This window comes from Bacteroides coprosuis (genome assembly GCF_020741705.1).
Taxonomy (GTDB): Bacteria; Bacteroidota; Bacteroidia; order Bacteroidales; family Bacteroidaceae; genus Bacteroides_E; species Bacteroides_E coprosuis.
Genome location: NZ_DYYK01000180.1, coordinates 1 through 17226, shown reverse-complemented (window position 1 = coordinate 17226; position 17226 = coordinate 1). Strand labels below are relative to the sequence as shown.

Annotated in this window: 20 protein-coding genes and 1 tRNA gene; 2 read left to right on the top strand and 19 right to left on the bottom strand. The window is 33.2% G+C overall.

Translation table 11 applies throughout. The features are described from left to right. Positions 1 to 63: 63 nt before the first annotated feature. The 19 genes from K8V80_RS10745 to miaB all read right to left on the bottom strand — a co-directional run bounded on the left by K8V80_RS10745 (position 64) and on the right by miaB (position 15321). Complete coding sequence (locus tag K8V80_RS10745; protein WP_006743748.1) at positions 64 to 714, bottom strand: carbohydrate-binding family 9-like protein; 651 nt, start codon at positions 712 to 714, stop codon at positions 64 to 66. Positions 715 to 760: 46 nt separating this feature from the next. Beyond that, positions 761 to 1843, bottom strand: a complete 1083-nt coding sequence (locus K8V80_RS10740) for a phosphotransferase enzyme family protein (RefSeq protein ID WP_276777869.1) — start codon at positions 1841 to 1843, stop codon at positions 761 to 763. Positions 1844 to 2006: 163 nt separating this feature from the next. Continuing rightward, a tRNA-Gln gene (locus tag K8V80_RS10735) sits at positions 2007 to 2077 on the bottom strand. A 78-nt stretch (positions 2078 to 2155) separates the two neighbouring features. Continuing rightward, a complete protein-coding gene (gene tyrS / locus K8V80_RS10730; RefSeq protein ID WP_276777867.1) occupies positions 2156 to 3448 on the bottom strand; it encodes a tyrosine--tRNA ligase in 1293 nt (430 codons plus the stop codon). Between the two features lie 72 nt (positions 3449 to 3520). Next, positions 3521 to 4153: a TatD family hydrolase gene (locus tag K8V80_RS10725; RefSeq protein ID WP_276777865.1), complete on the bottom strand. Its 633-nt coding sequence runs from the start codon at positions 4151 to 4153 to the stop codon at positions 3521 to 3523. Beyond that, positions 4150 to 4371: a membrane protein insertion efficiency factor YidD gene (yidD, locus tag K8V80_RS10720; protein WP_083811843.1), complete on the bottom strand. Its 222-nt coding sequence runs from the start codon at positions 4369 to 4371 to the stop codon at positions 4150 to 4152. The genes K8V80_RS10725 and yidD overlap by 4 nt, the downstream gene beginning before the upstream one ends. A 1-nt stretch (position 4372) precedes the next feature. After that, complete coding sequence (gene rnpA / locus K8V80_RS10715) at positions 4373 to 4762, bottom strand: ribonuclease P protein component (RefSeq protein ID WP_276777861.1); 390 nt, start codon at positions 4760 to 4762, stop codon at positions 4373 to 4375. Between the two features lie 87 nt (positions 4763 to 4849). Next, positions 4850 to 5596 carry a uroporphyrinogen-III synthase gene (locus tag K8V80_RS10710; protein ID WP_006743742.1) on the bottom strand — a complete coding sequence of 249 codons (747 nt, stop codon included), beginning with the start codon at positions 5594 to 5596 and terminating at the stop codon, positions 4850 to 4852. Positions 5597 to 5600: 4 nt separating this feature from the next. Beyond that, the gene (locus K8V80_RS10705; protein WP_276777928.1) at positions 5601 to 6281 is read right to left on the bottom strand and encodes a DUF4271 domain-containing protein; all 681 of its coding nucleotides are present in this window, start codon (positions 6279 to 6281) and stop codon (positions 5601 to 5603) included. A 73-nt stretch (positions 6282 to 6354) separates the two neighbouring features. Further along, positions 6355 to 6945: a TIGR00730 family Rossman fold protein gene (locus K8V80_RS10700; protein WP_276777858.1), complete on the bottom strand. Its 591-nt coding sequence runs from the start codon at positions 6943 to 6945 to the stop codon at positions 6355 to 6357. A 158-nt stretch (positions 6946 to 7103) separates the two neighbouring features. Next, a complete protein-coding gene (gene metK, locus K8V80_RS10695) occupies positions 7104 to 8396 on the bottom strand; it encodes a methionine adenosyltransferase (protein ID WP_006743739.1) in 1293 nt (430 codons plus the stop codon). Positions 8397 to 8586: 190 nt separating this feature from the next. Beyond that, positions 8587 to 9069 carry a 2-amino-4-hydroxy-6-hydroxymethyldihydropteridine diphosphokinase gene (gene folK / locus K8V80_RS10690; protein ID WP_276777855.1) on the bottom strand — a complete coding sequence of 161 codons (483 nt, stop codon included), beginning with the start codon at positions 9067 to 9069 and terminating at the stop codon, positions 8587 to 8589. A gap of 6 nt (positions 9070 to 9075) precedes the next feature. Next, complete coding sequence (queA, locus tag K8V80_RS10685) at positions 9076 to 10158, bottom strand: tRNA preQ1(34) S-adenosylmethionine ribosyltransferase-isomerase QueA (protein WP_006743737.1); 1083 nt, start codon at positions 10156 to 10158, stop codon at positions 9076 to 9078. A gap of 26 nt (positions 10159 to 10184) precedes the next feature. After that, positions 10185 to 10883 (bottom strand): tRNA pseudouridine(55) synthase TruB, encoded by a 699-nt coding sequence (gene truB / locus K8V80_RS10680; protein ID WP_006743736.1) that lies wholly within the window; start codon positions 10881 to 10883, stop codon positions 10185 to 10187. Continuing rightward, a complete protein-coding gene (locus K8V80_RS10675) occupies positions 10883 to 11773 on the bottom strand; it encodes an undecaprenyl-diphosphate phosphatase (RefSeq protein WP_006743735.1) in 891 nt (296 codons plus the stop codon). Before K8V80_RS10675 ends, truB begins: the two co-directional genes overlap by 1 nt. Positions 11774 to 11776: 3 nt before the next feature. Continuing rightward, positions 11777 to 12016 (bottom strand): DUF3098 domain-containing protein, encoded by a 240-nt coding sequence (locus tag K8V80_RS10670; protein ID WP_006743734.1) that lies wholly within the window; start codon positions 12014 to 12016, stop codon positions 11777 to 11779. 9 nt (positions 12017 to 12025) lie between these two features. Continuing rightward, a complete protein-coding gene (locus K8V80_RS10665; RefSeq protein ID WP_006743733.1) occupies positions 12026 to 12838 on the bottom strand; it encodes a cell division protein FtsX in 813 nt (270 codons plus the stop codon). Then, positions 12831 to 13730, bottom strand: coding sequence for a methyltransferase domain-containing protein (locus K8V80_RS10660; RefSeq protein WP_276777847.1), 900 nt, complete (start codon positions 13728 to 13730; stop codon positions 12831 to 12833). The genes K8V80_RS10665 and K8V80_RS10660 overlap by 8 nt, the downstream gene beginning before the upstream one ends. Positions 13731 to 13941: 211 nt before the next feature. Continuing rightward, positions 13942 to 15321 carry a tRNA (N6-isopentenyl adenosine(37)-C2)-methylthiotransferase MiaB gene (miaB, locus tag K8V80_RS10655; RefSeq protein ID WP_006743731.1) on the bottom strand — a complete coding sequence of 460 codons (1380 nt, stop codon included), beginning with the start codon at positions 15319 to 15321 and terminating at the stop codon, positions 13942 to 13944. Between the two features lie 335 nt (positions 15322 to 15656). On the opposite strand from miaB, the gene K8V80_RS10650 reads away from it, so the two are divergent. Further along, a complete protein-coding gene (locus K8V80_RS10650; protein WP_006743730.1) occupies positions 15657 to 16139 on the top strand; it encodes a hypothetical protein in 483 nt (160 codons plus the stop codon). A 23-nt stretch (positions 16140 to 16162) separates the two neighbouring features. Then, a partial coding sequence (locus K8V80_RS10645) for an acetyl-CoA hydrolase (RefSeq protein WP_276777841.1) occupies positions 16163 to 17226 on the top strand: 1064 nt, incomplete at its 3' end.

Sequence of the window (17226 nt, the reverse complement as noted above, 5' to 3'; positions counted from 1 at the left end):
GCATAAAAAAAGGAGATATATTTATGTATCTCCTTTTGGCTAATATAATGTGTAGTATGTTTGTTATAAACAATGTAGTGATCCAAAGAACTTAGGGCAATGGAAGTCTGGTTTTTCTACTTGTATTGCGTTCCAAGATATAAAATGAGGTGTTTGAAGTTCATCTCCACATTTATAAAAATTCGCTTTAATAGATTGTTCGCTTAAATCTTTAATTTCATGTTTAAAGAATGCTGTAAAAGGGATAATAAGAGCTACTTCCCAACTGCATTCTCCTATGCGTTCATCAAAAGGATCTCTTCCTAAGCTAGACCATCTTTGTACTTGTTCTAACACTTCTTTGGGTGCTCTTTCTCTATTTTCTCTTTCTTTACCAGCACCAATTAATATTGTTCCAGCACAATTACACTCTAGGTTGTAATATATTCCATCATTGTTGGGTATAACAAAAAACTCAACGCACGAATCAGTCCAGACTGGTCCATTATCAGCAGAGCTATTTGCTCTTACACTTTCTTCTGTAACCTTAAAATTTAGTATGAAAGCATCTTTAGAATAAGCTATTCTAAATCTCACATTTGGGCAGTAAGGATATTCATCCCAATTCACTTCATCTAACTTTTGAAATGCTACTTTTTCTTTATCTAAGAGAGCTGGAATAGCATCTACAGGTATGTTAGCAATACTAATTTTTTTAACGTCTAACTGTTTCATTCAATCTTTGTTCTTTAATCTAATATACAGTAATAAGTCGTATATATTATAAGCAAGAAGCAATAAATTTTATCATTTCTGATTTATTATCTTCTACACTTTTTAAAAGCATAAATTGGTTCTTTGTACGCACCAAATTGTGTTCAGGATATTCTATTTTGTAGTAGATATCCCCATTGATATAGTCTGTCAGGAAGCGGACACATTGCATATAAGGGAATAAAGCTGCTGCGTATGGTAAGTTTTCGATTTCAATTGGAGTAAGAAAACTTTTTGCAGAGCTAAGATATCCTTCTGTAAATGCTTTAAAAATATCCATTCTAAACTCAACTTTATCGAAGTTTTTATCATCTTCTTTCACTGCATTTGCTCCTGTTCTTAAAAAATCCCCAAAATCAGAGAATATAAAGTTGGGCATTACAGTATCCAAATCGATAACACATAGAACGGAGCCATCTTTGTCAAACATCATATTGTTCACTTTCGTGTCGCAATGGCATATACGCTTAGGTAATTTTCCTTCTCTATGAAGCTTTTCACCTTTGCACATTTCGTCTTTGCGGCTTAAAATTTCGTCAATATAAAGTTGTACTTCTGCAACCCTACCTTTAGGATCGTTTTTAATGGCATTTCTAAGCTCTTCTAGGCGATATTCCATATTATGGAAGTTGGGTATCGTCTCTTCTAGTTTTACAGGTATATCAGCTAGCATTGCTTGAAATTCACCAAAGGCTTCTCCTGCAAATTTAGCATATTTAGAATTTACTGTTTCGAAGGTATCTGCATTAGGAATAAATTTCATTATTCTCCAATAGTTCTTACCATCAAAAAAGTAGTATTTATTATCAAGGGTAGGGATGAACTGAAGCACTTTTCTGTCAATGTCTTCAGTTTTATTTTCGATTAGCTTATTCTTTATGTGATTAGTTACTTCAACGATGTTGTTTTGAAGCATCTCTACATTTTTGAAGATATCATGATTTATTCTTTGTAGAATATAATCAGGCTTGTTAACTTCTTTTGTAGTAATTTTATAAGTGTCGTTAATTAGTCCTCCACCGAAACCTTTAACAGAATCGACTGTGGCTTCAACTTTAAATTTAGATATTATGTTTGATAAGTTTTCCATATCTTAGTTCCTCTATAGGTAATCGACTACAAAAATAGGAAGTTTAATTTACTCTGCAAAGATATATAGAAAGTGTATTGAGTGGTTTTATTGTAATTTTTTATAAAACACCTATGGGTATAAAACAAAAAAACAACTGATATTCTCAGTTGCTTTTTCTATGTTGTCCGACAGGGATTCGAACCCCGACAAACAGTACCAAAAACTGTTGTGCTACCGTTACACCATCGGACAAACTCTGTAGCTTTTCTCTTGAAATGCGATGCAAATATAGGAGGTTAATTTTTAACCTCCAAATATTACAACAACTTTTTATTTAGCAATAACTAAGAAATAATTCTTTTTACCTCTTTGTACAAGTAGGTATTTATTGTTAAGTAATTCTTTCTCAGTAATTAACATTTCAGGATCATCTAGTTTTTCTTTATTCAAAGAAACACCATTATTTTTAATTAATTTTCTTAATTCTCCTTTTGATGGGAAAATTTCTGCATGATCAACGAATAAATCAATCGCTTTTGTTCCGTCATTTAATAATGATTTTTCAATTTCAAATTGAGGAACGCCTTCAAAAACTGAAAGAAGAGTATCTTCATCAATCTTACGAAGTGTTTCTGATGTAGATTTTCCAAAAAGGATTTCTGAAGCTTCAACTGCTGCTTCATAATCTTCTTCAGAGTGTACCATTACAGTGATTTCTTTAGCTAAACGCTTTTGTAAAATACGTTCATGAGGAGCTTTTGAATGTTCTTCTGTTAATTCAGTTACAACTTCTTGTGAAAGTGTAGTAAAGATCTTGATGTAACGAGCTGCGTCTTCATCGCTTACATTTAACCAGAATTGGTAGAACTTATAAGGAGAAGTATAACGACGATCTAGCCAGATGTTTCCAGATTCTGTTTTACCAAATTTACCCCCATCAGCTTTGGTGATAAGAGGACATGTTAATCCAAATACCTCTTGTCCATTTGTTCTTCTAATGAGTTCGGCACCTGTGGTAATATTACCCCATTGATCTGATCCACCCATTTGTAGTTTTACACCTCTTGATTCTAATAAGTGTAAGTAGTCATAAGCTTGTAGTAACTGATAGGTAAATTCAGTGAATGACAATCCATCACGGGCTTCACCAGTTAATCTTTTCTTAACCGAGTCTTTTGCCATCATGTAGTTTACTGTAATGTGTTTACCTACATCACGTACAAAATCTAAAAAAGTGAAGTTCTTCATCCAATCATAGTTATTCACCAATTCAGCTTTGTTTTCGGCATCAGAGTCAAAATCTAAAAACTTAGATAATTGTTTTTTGATAGCCGCTTGGTTGTGGCGAAGAGTAGTATCGTCAAGAAGATTTCTTTCTAAAGATTTTCCTGAAGGGTCTCCAATCATACCTGTTGCTCCACCAATTAGGGCAAAAGGTTTATGACCACAACGCTGTAAGTGGCGGAGCATCATTACACTTACTAAGTGTCCAATATGCAATGAGTCTGCTGTAGGGTCGATACCTACGTAAGCTGAAACTTGCTCTTTAGCTAATAATTCTTCGGTACCCGGCATCATATCGTGTACCATTCCACGCCATTTCAGTTCGTCTACAAAATTCATATTTTAATTTATTATTTAAATTTCTGTATTAAGTAGTTACAAAAGTACGACTCTTTATCAGAACAAGCAACATCATCTAAAAAAAATACTTTCGGTATTCTCATATATCTGTTTTATAAGAGTTTGAGACGATATTTTTTTTAATTGAGCTATCCGATCTACTAGAGAGTCAATAGTTTCATCGGATTCATCAGTTTCAAGTAGAATCTTATTTAAAGGGATTGCTAAGACTGTTTTAGTATTAAATTTACTACCTATGGAAAGGTACATTTCATGTCTATAATATTGCTGTGCTAGTTGAGGTTTTCCTCTGAATCCGTGAATAATCCAGGGTTGTGTGGGGTTTAATTGATTACGAATCGCTAATAGTTCATCTGTTGTACGAACCATATGTATGAGAAGAGGCTTTTTAAGCATTTCAGAGACCTCTATTTGTTTTTGGAATACTTTGATTTGAGTGTCTAGTGGAATCTCTGAAAAAGTATCTAATCCACATTCTCCGATAACTATAATTTTGTTTTTGCTAGCTTCTTCTACAAAATTTTCCCAATTAATCTCTTCCAAAGGGGGGATATACCAAGGGTGAATGCCTATTGAACCATATTTAATCGTAGCTTTAGGCAGTTTAGGATAAATTGTGCTGTAAATTGTATCATCTCTTTGCTCTAAATTGAGATGACTGTGAATATTTAGTATTTTCTTCATGGTACAGGGTCGTAACCAGAACCTCCCCATGGATGACATCTTAATATTCGTTTGATAGTGAGATATAGCCCTTTTATAGGACCATGCTTTTTTAAAGCTTGAATTGCATATTGGGAACATGTAGGCGTGAATCTGCACGATGGTCCTAGCAAAGGAGATATTGCTGCTCTATAAAAGTATATTGGCAACAATAAAATACTTGTAATAACTTTACTTATGTTATGAATCAAATTCTTCACTAATATGCATTAAGATTTTTTTCATCCTAGACTCTATTTCGTCAAAAGGGTAGATGTCTGTTGATAAATAAATAAACGCAATAGCTAAGTGTTTATTTTGCGAAGATAGTTTATCTAATATTATATTTTTATTTGTTCTGAAGCTTTCCCTTAATAGCCTTTTTACTCTATTTCTATCTACAGCATGCTTATGTCTCTTCTTTGAAACACTCACAAGTATAGATGTATTTGTAGCTTCAGGCATGGGATGTTCTTTATATACTACGCGAATGGGGTATATAGAAAATGATTTAGCTCCTCCACAAAAAAGATAGTCTATTATCTTTTTACTCTTTATTCTCTCTTGTCTTTTAAATGTTTTTTTACCCATAAATAAACCGTCTTGCTATAATACATGAAGCGGTTAATAGTTATACAACTACTAACCGCTTTTTGTTTTGTTTATTGATAATAAGTATTACTTATTATTTCCTTTTATAAACTCCTCTAAAGCAGCCGTCATAGAAGGTGCTTTAACAGTAGGAGCTTCTAGGTCTAGTCTTAGTCCAGCATCTTTAACTGCTTGTGCAGTGCTTGAACCAAAAGTTCCTATACATACGTTCTTCTGTTCAAAATTAGGAAAGTTCTCTTTCAAGGAAGTTACTCCTGAAGGACTAAAGAATATTAGCATATCATAATCAAATGCTTCATCTTTGTCGAATTCATTGCTTACTGTTCTATACATGACAGCCTCTGTCAATCCAATGCTGTGTTTGTCTAGGTGATTTTTTATTTCACTATTGTGTACATCAGATACAGGTATAATGAACTTCTCTTTTTTATTTTTAATAATAAATGGGAGTAGACCTTCAAATTTTCCAGTAGTACCAAAGAATATTTTTCTTTTACGATACTGTACATATTTCTGAATATAGAGAGCAATTGCCTCTGAATTACAGAAGTATTTCATTGTGTCAGGTACTGTGATACGTAGTTCTTCACAAAGTGTAAAGAAGTGATCAATAGAGTGACGAGAGGTAAAAATTACAGCTGTGTGATCTAGTATAGAAATCTTTTGCTGTCTGAATTCTTGAACAGGAACACTTACCACTTTAATAAATGGGTGGAAATCTATTTTTACGCCATATTTATTTGCGATGTCGTAATAAGGTGATTTCTCTGATGCCGGTTTAGGCTGCGATACGAGTACTTTTTTGATTTTCAATGTTCTAAATATTAATGGTTAAAACATCTATGTATTTATGCATACATTTGTATAGTATTACACAAGGTATGATTTCAAGGGCACAAAAGTACAAAAATAAAAGGATATGACCATATATTTTTTTTGAAAAAAGTTTAATCCATTTATAATAGATCAGGCATTTTGTTAAGACAAACAGCCCAATTCCTACATAAACAATAGTATAATTTGAGGTGTTGTAATAAATTATAAACAACACTATAGGGTATAATATTAGTCCTAAATAATAAATGATTGTACTATAAGATTCGATCCATATGGATGTTCTAACTCTGTCATTAAAGACCCAACCAATGAATGAATATACCATCCACTTTATTAATAAGTAGAATAAACTAACCCCTGTAATTAGTCCTATAATAGAACCTGATTGATAATGTTCTACTGTTTGAGGGTACTTGGTTGATAGCAAAATATAAAGTGTTATTCCCACCATTATACAAGTTTGAAGTATAAGAAATATCAAACTATTGATTTCTGTATTGGTTGATGTTGAAAAAGCACTGACATGTGTTTTGCTATTTACAAAATTCCTTCCCAATTCTAAAAGGAAACTTTTACTTTTAGCCAAAGAAAAACAAGTAATAAAAAAGCATGATAATAATATTATGGTAATGGTATTATCATAAGCTGGTAGGTATGTCATAGGATTACCTATATAGGTTGCCAGCTTTGTTAATTCTATAGTCATACTATTTATTATCATAGAGTTTTATTTATTATATTTTTGCAAATTGTCGAATTGAAGCATCCCATTTTGGGGTGTTCTCAATCATATCTAATGCTTCTTCTGCTGAATTAGCGACTCTCCATATTTCTGCATGTTGTTGGCTCATGAAGTTTTCATTAATGGCTTTTTCAAGCATTTCAAGCAGTGGATCAAAGAAGCTGTTTATATTGAGGATAATGATAGGATTTAGGTATAGGCCTAACTGTTTCCAAGTTATAATTTCGAGTAGTTCTTCTAGAGTTCCACATCCTCCAGGCATAGCAATAATGGCATCACTCTTTTCAGCCATCAGCTTTTTTCTTTCATGCATGTCTTTGACTTCAATTAATTCGGTCAATCCAGGATGCTGCCAATTTTGTTCTACCATAAAATGAGGTATTACTCCAATAACTTTGCCACCATTGTCTAAAACTGCATCAGCAATACTTTTCATTAGTCCGATTCCTCCAGCACCATTAACAAGGTTGATTTTTCTTTGGGCCATAAACCTACCTAGTTCATTTGCTGCATTATAGTAGATTGGGTCTAATTTTGTACTTGATGCTGAATAAACACAAATGTTTTTTATGTTGTTTTTCATCTATAAAGTTTCTTATTCCATTATTTTACAAAAATAAAGAATCTTTGTTGCATACTTGCCTATTGTTCTATTGTTTCTATAAATAAAAAGGGTACAAACCTTAAAATATGGTATGTACCCCTTCTCTGAATATATAAATAGCTGTAAAGCTACGCTGATTACAAATTAAAAGCTTCTTTAATCTTATCTACACAATCTAGTTTTTCCCAAGTAAATAGTTCTACAACTAAAGTTTTGCTTTCTTGATAACGAGAATGGAATTCTTTAGTTATGACTTTAGAATCTCTTCCCATATGTCCATAAGCAGCTGTTTCACTGTAAATGGGGTTGCGTAATTTTAGATTGTTTTCAATAGCCTTAGGACGTAGATCAAATAATACTTTGATTTTATCTGCTATCTCTGCATCTGTCATGTTTACATTGGCATGACCATAAGTATCTACAAAAATATTGATAGGCTCTGCAATACCAATAGCATACGATAACTGTACAAGCATTTCTTCAGCCACACCTGCAGCAACCATGTTTTTTGCAATATGACGTGCAGCATAGGCAGCACTTCTATCTACTTTGCTAGGATCTTTTCCCGAAAATGCACCACCTCCATGAGCACCTTTACCTCCGTAAGTATCTACAATAATCTTACGGCCTGTTAGACCTGTATCTCCATGAGGTCCGCCAATAACGAACTTCCCTGTTGGGTTTACGTGGTAAATGATATGGTCATTGAATAGTTTTAATACATCTTCATGATGGATAGAGTTGATAACTCTTGGCATAAGAATAGTAATAACATCATTCTTAATGATATCTAACATTTTTCTATCTGCCTCTAATTGTGCTTCGACTGAATCATTATCTGGTTTGATAAAGTCGTCGTGTTGGGTAGATACTACGATTGTATCAATACGGACAGGTTTGTTTTCCTCATTATACTCAATTGTAACTTGACTTTTTGAGTCTGGACGAAGATAAGTCATAACCTTTCCTTCTTTTCTAATAGCAGCTAGTTCTACTAAAATTCGGTGTGATAAATCTAGTGAAAGAGGCATGTAATTTTCTGTTTCGTTGGTTGCATAACCAAACATCATACCTTGGTCACCAGCACCTTGCTCCATTGGATCTTCTCTTTCAACACCTCTGTTGATATCTGCACTTTGTTCGTGAATAGCTGTAAGAACACCACAAGAGTTACTCTCAAACATGTATTCACCTTTAGTATAACCAATTTTTTTGATTACATCTCTAGTGATTTCTTGAAGATCTACGTAAGCTTTGGATTTCACCTCTCCTGCTAGAACTACTTGTCCTGTAGTAACTAGGGTTTCGCAAGCTACTTTTGAATTTGGGTCGTACGCCAATAATTCATCAAGTATAGCATCCGATATTTGATCGGCTACTTTGTCGGGGTGTCCTTCTGACACCGATTCGGATGTGAATAAGTATCCCATATAACTTATTTTGAAAATTTATAAATTATTGTGGATGAATAGAAAAGAGTAGGTACATGATTATACATCATCAGAAAGGAATGTTGTTTTAGCATTTTTTTTCTGTGGTTGCAAGCTACTCAAATCTCTCCACGTGTTTATTTAGATTGCAAAGGTAGCTTAATTTCGCTAAAAATAGAATATAAACGAGCTATTTTAACTTATCTAACAAATGTTTCCCTTTTATAAGTTCCTTGATCTTAACCTCTAATATAGGGTGGATGTAATCAGGAGCAATTTCTGCTATGGGAATATAAACAAAGCCCCTTTCATGCATATATGGATGTGGAATTTCTAATTCCTTAGTTTTAATTTGCTCGGATTCATAAAAGATAATATCAATATCTATTACCCTATCTGAATACCCTTTAGCAGTACTCTTTGACGTTCTACCTAAGTCTAATTCTATTTTTTGAGTTTCTTCTAAAAGTTCTGTTGGAGATAGATTTATTTCAACAGATAATGCTGCATTTACAAAATTATTATCTGACTCAAAACCCCAGGGTTTAGAAGCGTAAAAAGCGGATAGCTTTTTAATATGACCTATCCGCTTTTCTATTTCTTTAACCGCTTTTTTTAGATTGAGTTTTTTATTTCCAAGGTTGGTTCCCAAGGCTAAATAAGCAAGTTTCATTTTTCTTTATTTATCGATGATTAGCATAGCATCTCCATATGTACCAAATCTATAACCTTCGTCCATAGCTACTTGATATGCATTCATAACAAAGTCGTAACCGCCAAATGCTGCTACTAGCATAAGTTGTGTAGAGTAAGGTAGATGGAAATTGGATACAAGGTGATTTGCTACATGAAATTCATAAGGAGGGAAGATAAACTTGTTTGTCCATCCTTCGTATTCTTTTAATAAACCATCAGTAGTAACTGTTGTTTCTATAGCTCTCATTACTGTGGTACCGATTGCACAAATATTGTTTCTAGTTTCTTTAGCTTGATTAACAATATCTACCGCAGGCTCAGCAACAATGATTTGCTCAGAATCCACTTTGTGTTTAGTTAAGTCTTCTACATCAATTTCTCTAAAATTACCTAATCCAGCATGGAGGGTTATAAAAGCTTTTTCTATTCCCTTTATTTCCATTCTTTTCATAAGCTCTCTACTAAAATGCAAGTTAGCAGATGGGGCAGTAACAGCTCCTTCAACTTCTGCAAAGATAGATTGAAATCTTTCTTCATCCTCTGGCTCTACCTCTCTATCAATCATTTCACGTGGAAGCGGTGTTTCTCCTAATGCATATAATTCTTCTTTGAATTTTCTGTGCTTAGTTTCTTCATCATCGCTTTCATCGCCATCGTATAAAAATCTCAATGTTCTACCTCGAGAAGTAGTATTGTCAATAACCTCTGCTACCATTGATTCATCTTCTCCAAAGTATAGTTTGTTTCCGATCCTTATTTTACGAGCAGGGTCAACAAGCACGTCCCATAGACGTTGTTCCGCATTTAGCTCTCTTAATAAGAAAACTTCAATACGCGCTCCTGTTTTTTCTTTATTTCCATATAGGCGAGCAGGGAATACCTTCGTATTATTGAATATAAAAACATCTTTATCGTCAAAATAATCAAGGATATCTTTGAATGCTTTATGTTCTATTTCACCAGTCTTCTTGTGAAGAACCATTAACCGAGAATCATCTCTAAACTTCGTAGGATGTAGTGCTATTTTTTCCTTCGGTAAGTTGAATTTAAATTGTGATAATTTCATGCCTATCTTATATTATATTAAATCTTTTACTCTTCTTCAATTTCTTGACTATCTAACCACTCGTAAAAATTATCTGGGTCCATGCAATCGTCAAGTGTTATGTTGCCTACTCTTATTCTTATAAGGCCTGTAAGGTGTGCTCCGCTATTTAGTGCCTCTCCAATATCTCTAGCTAAGGCTCTAATATATGTACCCTTACTGCATACTACTCTTATAGAAATATCGGGTAGATTACAATCAAGTAATTCTATATCATCTATAACGAGTAATTTAGGTTTTAAGTTTACCTCTTCTCCTTTTCTCGCTAAATCGTAGGCTCTTTTTCCTTCTATTTTACAAGCAGAGAAGGAGGGTGGAATTTGCTGTATCTCTCCAATAAAAGATTTTAGAGTCTTTTCTACTAACTCTTTTGTTAGATGAGATGTTGGATATGTTGCATCTATTTCGTGTTCCAAATCATAAGATGGAGTTGTTGCTCCAAGTTTTATATTTGCAATATATTCTTTGGTTTGGTACTGGAACTCTTCAATTCTTTTAGTTGCTTTGCCAGTACATATTATCATTACTCCTGTAGCCAAAGGATCTAATGTGCCTGCGTGCCCCACTTTGATCTTTTTTACATTCAGTTTTTTTCTTAATGCACCTCTAACTTTTGCTACTAAGTTAAATGATGTCCACTCTAATGGCTTATTAAAGTATAAAACTTCTCCTGTCTTAAAATTCATTATGCAATTTCTAAATTATGGCCCATGAGAATCATTGCTAAGATTGCAACCCCCACGATTATACGATAATAACCAAAAGCTTTAAAACCATATTTTGTAATAAAGCTGATAAAAAACTTAATAGCTAATAGTGCTACTATAAAAGCCACTACATTGCCTAGTATTAGAGTAAAAAGGTTATCTGATAAAACTTGTGTTCCTCCACTCAAATAGAGTTTTAATATCTTGTAACAAGTGGCTGCAAACATGGTAGGAACTGCTAGAAAAAAGGAGAATTCAGCAGCATGCTTTCTAGATAGTTTTTGTGCCATACCACCCATTATAGTTGCCATTGATCTGGAGACACCAGGTATCATAGCTATACATTGATAGATACCTATTTTAAAAGCTTTTCTATCAGTCATCTCAGTACTTTGGCTCTGGTTTTTAAATATCTTATCACTGAAAATCATAAAAACACCTCCCAATACAAGCATAGTAGCTACTACCGTAACACTCTCAAGAAGATCATCAATAATGTCACTAAATAGTAACCCGAAAAATGCTGCTGGAATGAAAGCGACTAAGAGTTTCCAGTAAAAATCATATTTATATAAGAACCGTTTCAGGTAGGTAAGCCCTTTTTTTGAACCAGACAAGCCTTTCACTGCTTCTGAATCGAAAATCTTGCATGAATTAAGATGGAAAAATCTCTTCCAATAAAGGCATACTACAGAAAGGATTGCTCCAAACTGGATAATAACTGTGAATGCTTTTACAAATTCTGTGCTTTCTATTCCTAGTAAACTCTGGGTAATTATCATATGTCCTGTTGACGAAACAGGAAGGAACTCTGTAAGTCCCTCTACTATTGCAATAAGTATAGTTTGTAATGTGCTTAATTCGTCCATGTGTTATTTTTGTTTCTTTTTAAATAAAATTGCAAATATGATAAATATGTATCCCAAGAACGATACTGCTGGTGCCAATTTAATGCGTCTAGCACTAAATATATCTGGTTCAAAATGAGTTTCAGTAGTCGATGGCCCTCCCATCAAAATAAAGCCAACGCATACGGCTACAAGACCAATGGCTAGTAGTATATAATTTGTCTTTGTAAAGGCTAATCTTTTTTTGTTTTTTTCGTTACTCATATCGGGTATTTATATGCTGTTTAATTGTTTTCTATTAAGTTTATAGGTCTTATTCACTAAGATACGGGTATTAATTACATTTACTATAACACCTAGAATAGGAGTTAGTAATAATACAAAGTAAAATGTTTTTATATCTATTACAAGAAGTGTATCTGGATGTGTTAATGTTAAAGTAAAAGCAGCTAATGATAATATAACAGAAGTAAATAATCCTGCTGCTAAACTACACCATAAATTCTTAATAATAAATGTATTGTATATATATTTCTTAGTCGCTCCAACTAGTTTCATATTATAAATGGGATATCTTTTACTATAAATTAAAATTCGAATAATAATATAAAGGAACAAATATCCAATTATTCCTATTATGAAAACTAGTAGAGTGGATGTTTTCTTTATGAAATCTGAAGCTGATAGAATATATTTAGTAATAGCTTCTGGATACAAAACACTATTGACTCCTTTCACTCCTTTTATCTGTTCAACATACTTATCTAGAGCCTCTAGATCTTTTAATTGACTACTATTTAGACCTATTTTTATTTGTTTCTGACTGTTATCGAGTGCTATAGATTTAATTATTTTTGCTTTTTCTATTTCATTTCTCACTTGAAAGGATTCAATAGGAGTGAGTGTACTTACTAACTCTACTTCTATTTCTAAGTTACTAATGAAATAATCTTTTATATTATTGAATGAGAATCTTAATAGAAGTGATATAGCAAACATGGCTAGCACTAATGTAGTGCTAACAAATAAGGTGGTAAAAGAAATTTTCCACTGATTGAGCTTGTATGTTTGCTTTTTACTAATCAATTTTTTTTAGAATATAGATTATTGAGCTACTCTCACTTTGTCTTTTCCACGATTTTATCCAACCTTTTAATCCGATCCAAAATCCTTTTATAAAAGAGAAAGAACTATCTCTGTTTTTTTCACTTATCATAGAAATATAAAAACCATCAAAAGGCATTGTTAATTCCTTTACAACTTGGAATTTATGCTTCTTGGCTATTTGTTTCATACTTTCTGGAGTAAAGTGCCATAAATGTCTTGGCACATCAAATGCTGCCCAATCTTTATGATAATATTGAGCATCAAAGGAGCTACAATTGGGTACGGCAATAATAAGTGTACCTTTTTGTTTGAGAATAGTATGAAATCTATCCCATATAGCGTTAAGTTCAGGAATATGTTCTAATACGTGCCAAAGAGTAATAACATCTTTCGATTCTGGCAATAGCGTACTCCAATAATTTTCATCATGTAACGTAATGTTAAAGTTGTCTTTTGCAAAAGATCTAGCATCTGCGCTTGTTTCAATTGCCTCGACATCCCATTGTTTCTCTATCATTTTTTTAGGAAACAAACCGATACCTGTGCCTACGTCTAGTAATGCTCCGTTCTTTATATTGCTATATTCCTCTACAAGATTAGCTTTTCGATTTAGCATATATTCTCGAACAGTATGATATACCTTGTTGATTAGTCCTTTTTTTGTGTTGCTGTGAGAAATGTATGCGTCAGATTGATAGTATTTACCTAAGTCATCTTTGCTCGGAATATTTGTGGTTTGAAGGAACTGACACTTCTCGCATTGATAAAGATCAAATTCTTCCCCTGAAGTAAAAGAATCTTTGCATGTAGTGTAATATATTAGTTTTGCTTCACCACATATAGGGCAAGTTTGTGTTATTGTTTTCTCCATACATGCTTGCAGTTTTCTCCAAGATAGGTAACTTTTTATGTCAGAACAGATTATTTTATTCCCAAATTGAATACAAATAAACAAATAATTCGGGAGTAAAAAGGAGTTATTTAATGTATTTTAATATATACTTAAGTATTATTCCTAAAAAAGTCGGTTAAATAAGTGTTTAACCGACTTCTATTATAATAAATATGATATAGATCGAAACTTAAAAAATTTCGGTTCCTATTAGTGTAGCTGAACTGACCTCATCTATTCTGACTTGTACGTAGTCTCCGATGCGGTGATTTTTTCTATCAAAAATGACTACTTTATTTTGCTGAGATCGTCCAAACAATTGATCTTTCGATTTTTTTGATACTCCTTCTACTAGTACTTCATAGGTTTGTCCAATGTCAGCCTTGTTGGAAGCAAGAGAAAGCTTGCTTTGTAATTCTATTATTTCGTTTAATCTTCTAGTCTTGATTTCTTCAGGCACATCATCAGGTAAGTTTTTTGAAGCATAGGTACCCGGTCTTTCTGAGTATTTAAACATAAAGGCATAGTCAAATTGACATTGTTCCATTAAGCTCAGTGACATTTGATGGTCTTCTTCTGTTTCAGAATGGAAACCACAGAAAATATCAGTAGTAATTCCGCAATTAGGAATAATTCTTTTGATTGCTTCAATTCTGTCTAAATACCATTCACGAGTGTATTTTCTATTCATTAGTTTTAGTATTCTGCTACTACCACTTTGAACAGGTAGGTGTATATGCTTACAAATATTAGGTGTTTTCGCAATAACCCTAAGAGTGTCATCGCTCATGTCTTTTGGGTGGGACGTTGAAAATCTTATCCTTGTACTAGGAGCATGAGTGGCAACAATTTCTAGGAGATGATGAAATTGTATATCTTCTCCTGTTTCTTTGTTAATAAAGTGGTATGAATTAACATTTTGTCCTAATAGAGTGATTTCTTTATATCCTTTTTTTATTAGGTCGTCCACTTCATTGAGAATACTTTCTACCTCGCGACTTCTTTCTCTTCCTCGGGTATAAGGCACAATGCAATAGGTACAGAAGTTATTACAACCTCTCATTATAGATACAAACCCAGAAATGGCTGTACCACACAATCTAGAAGGTATAATATCTTTATAGGTTTCTGTTGTTGAAAGTTCTATATCTATAGCTTTTTCTCCTGCTTCTACAGACGCTATAAGGTCGGGTAAGCTTAAATAGGCATCAGGACCAACTACAAGATTTGCATGGTGTTCCTCTATTAATGATTGCTTCACCCTTTCAGCCATACACCCTAGTACACCTATAATTAATCCTTTTTTCTTTCTCCTTTTCATAGAGTAGAAATAGTCTAATCTCTTATAGATTTTTAGTTCTGCATTTTCTCTAATAGAACAAGTGTTTAGAAACACTGCATCAGCTTCTTCTAAATCTTCGGTTATTTCATAACCAGCCATTTTCATTACAGAGGCAACGACTTCACTATCGGCTACATTCATTTGGCATCCGTAAGTTTCGATTAATAGCTTTTTCTCAGCTATTTCAGTTGCGGATTTTAAGTCCGCTCCTGTGTCTTCATTTTTCATTTCTGATTCATTTAGATGTTTATGGGAGAGCAAATATACACTTTCCTACATGAAAATCTTTTTATTTTAAGGAACTATATAACAAAAGTTATAGGAAAGGTTTCGTTTTTAATTAATGTTAAAATAGAGATGTTTATTTGAGCAATGTTTGGCTCTAATGAATTTAGTATGCAAATTTGCACGTGTGAAAGAAACATTAGATTTTTTCATAGTTAAGGTTTAGGTTAAAAAATAAGGGTAGCTGTGAAGCTGCCCTTTTTTATTTTCATTTAATTCAGCTGATTGTGTGTATTTTTTCTATCTTTGAAATATCCTGAAAAAATAATTAATCAGTAATGAGTGGATTTAGTATATTTGTTCTTTGGATAATAATAATAGTAGTTGTATCCAAAATTAATGCCAAGAAGAAGCAAGCCCTTGAAAGAGAATTAGCTGAAAGAAAAGTTGAAGCAAATTTCGAGGATGTTGTTGACCTAAATGACGACTTTGAAGAGTTTGATGACACTGAATTTGACGTGGATGATTCCTCTATCCCTCCTTATGCTTCAGAACCTGTATTCAAACCAATATTGGATGCAGCCACTTCCATTAAATTAGACATTTCCCAAGAATATTCTCAACAAATAAAGGAAAAAACTTTATTAAAACAGAAAGATAAAAGAAAAGAAAGTTTACATTTACGTAAACCTCAACAAGCTGAAATAGGAGATATTATTGCTGATACTGATATATCCAATAAAACTTCTTATACCCTTAAATCAAATGAAGAATTAAGGAAAGCTATTGTTTGGTCTGAAATCCTTAAGAAGAAGTATTAAATAACTTTTGAAAAATACAGATTATGGCTTTAAATTTTATGACTGCAGAAGAAGCAGCCGAATTAATTAACCATGGTGATAATATTGGCCTAAGTGGCTTTACACCAGCTGGTACAGCGAAGGCTGTTACATTCGCTTTAGCGAAAAGAGCTGAAGCAGAACATGCAAAGGGACATCCTTTTCAAGTAGGTATCTTTACAGGTGCTTCAACTGGTAACTCTTGTGATGGCGTTTTATCCGTTGCTAAAGCAATTCGTTATCGCGCTCCTTATACTACAAATAAGGACTTTAGAAAAGCCGTTAATAATGGCGAGATTTCTTACAATGATATCCATTTATCTCAAATGGCTCAAGAACTTAGATATGGTTTCTTGGGTAAGGTAAATATGGCTATAATTGAAGCATGTGAAGTTACAGAAGACGGTAAAATTTATTTAACTGCAGCTGGAGGTATTTCTCCAACAGTATGTCGTTTAGCTGATAAAATTGTAGTTGAATTAAACAGTGCTCATAGCAAAGAATCTATTGGTATGCACGACGTTTATGAACCTTTAGATCCTCCTTATCGTCGTGAAATTCCTATTTTTAAACCCAATGATCGTATTGGTAAACCTTATGTAGAGGTTGATCCTAAGAAGATTGTTGGTGTAGTTAAAACTGACTGGCCTGATGAGGCTCGTTCATTTACTAGTCCAGATCCTGTGACTGATCAAATAGGTCAAAATATTGCTAATTTCTTAGTTAGTGATATGAAGAAGGGTATTATACCTAAATCATTCTTGCCAGTTCAGTCGGGAGTAGGTAATATTGCTAACGCAGTTTTAGGAGCTTTGGGTAGTTCTCAAGATATTCCTGCATTTAATGTTTATACAGAAGTTCTTCAAGATGCTGTTATTGACTTGATTCGTAAGGAACGTGTCAAATTTGGTAGCTGCTGTTCACTAACAGTAACTAATGATTGTCTAAACAGTGTTTATGATGATATGAAGTTCTTTAAGGATAAACTAATTATTAGACAGTCTGAAGTTTCTAATAACCCAGAAGTTATTCGTCGTTTGGGTGTTATATCAATTAATACAGCGATTGA

Excerpts from the sequence above, each read along its gene's own strand:
- tyrS (WP_276777867.1), bottom strand. The coding sequence starts at position 3,448 with ATGAATTTTGTAGACGAACTGAAATGGCGTGGAATGGTACACGATATG.
- metK (WP_006743739.1), bottom strand. The coding sequence starts at position 8,396 with ATGGGATACTTATTCACATCCGAATCGGTGTCAGAAGGACACCCCGAC.
- K8V80_RS10745 (WP_006743748.1), bottom strand. The coding sequence starts at position 714 with ATGAAACAGTTAGACGTTAAAAAAATTAGTATTGCTAACATACCTGTA.
- K8V80_RS10740 (WP_276777869.1), bottom strand. The coding sequence starts at position 1,843 with ATGGAAAACTTATCAAACATAATATCTAAATTTAAAGTTGAAGCCACA.
- K8V80_RS10705 (WP_276777928.1), bottom strand. The coding sequence starts at position 6,281 with ATGACATACCTACCAGCTTATGATAATACCATTACCATAATATTATTA.
- K8V80_RS10725 (WP_276777865.1), bottom strand. The coding sequence starts at position 4,153 with ATGAAGAAAATACTAAATATTCACAGTCATCTCAATTTAGAGCAAAGA.
- K8V80_RS10675 (WP_006743735.1), bottom strand. The coding sequence starts at position 11,773 with ATGGACGAATTAAGCACATTACAAACTATACTTATTGCAATAGTAGAG.
- truB (WP_006743736.1), bottom strand. The coding sequence starts at position 10,883 with ATGAATTTTAAGACAGGAGAAGTTTTATACTTTAATAAGCCATTAGAG.
- miaB (WP_006743731.1), bottom strand. The coding sequence starts at position 15,321 with ATGAAAAATGAAGACACAGGAGCGGACTTAAAATCCGCAACTGAAATA.
- folK (WP_276777855.1), bottom strand. The coding sequence starts at position 9,069 with ATGAAACTTGCTTATTTAGCCTTGGGAACCAACCTTGGAAATAAAAAA.
- K8V80_RS10660 (WP_276777847.1), bottom strand. The coding sequence starts at position 13,730 with ATGGAGAAAACAATAACACAAACTTGCCCTATATGTGGTGAAGCAAAA.
- K8V80_RS10670 (WP_006743734.1), bottom strand. The coding sequence starts at position 12,016 with ATGAGTAACGAAAAAAACAAAAAAAGATTAGCCTTTACAAAGACAAAT.
- queA (WP_006743737.1), bottom strand. The coding sequence starts at position 10,158 with ATGAAATTATCACAATTTAAATTCAACTTACCGAAGGAAAAAATAGCA.
- rnpA (WP_276777861.1), bottom strand. The coding sequence starts at position 4,762 with ATGGGTAAAAAAACATTTAAAAGACAAGAGAGAATAAAGAGTAAAAAG.
- K8V80_RS10650 (WP_006743730.1), top strand. The coding sequence starts at position 15,657 with ATGAGTGGATTTAGTATATTTGTTCTTTGGATAATAATAATAGTAGTT.
- K8V80_RS10700 (WP_276777858.1), bottom strand. The coding sequence starts at position 6,945 with ATGAAAAACAACATAAAAAACATTTGTGTTTATTCAGCATCAAGTACA.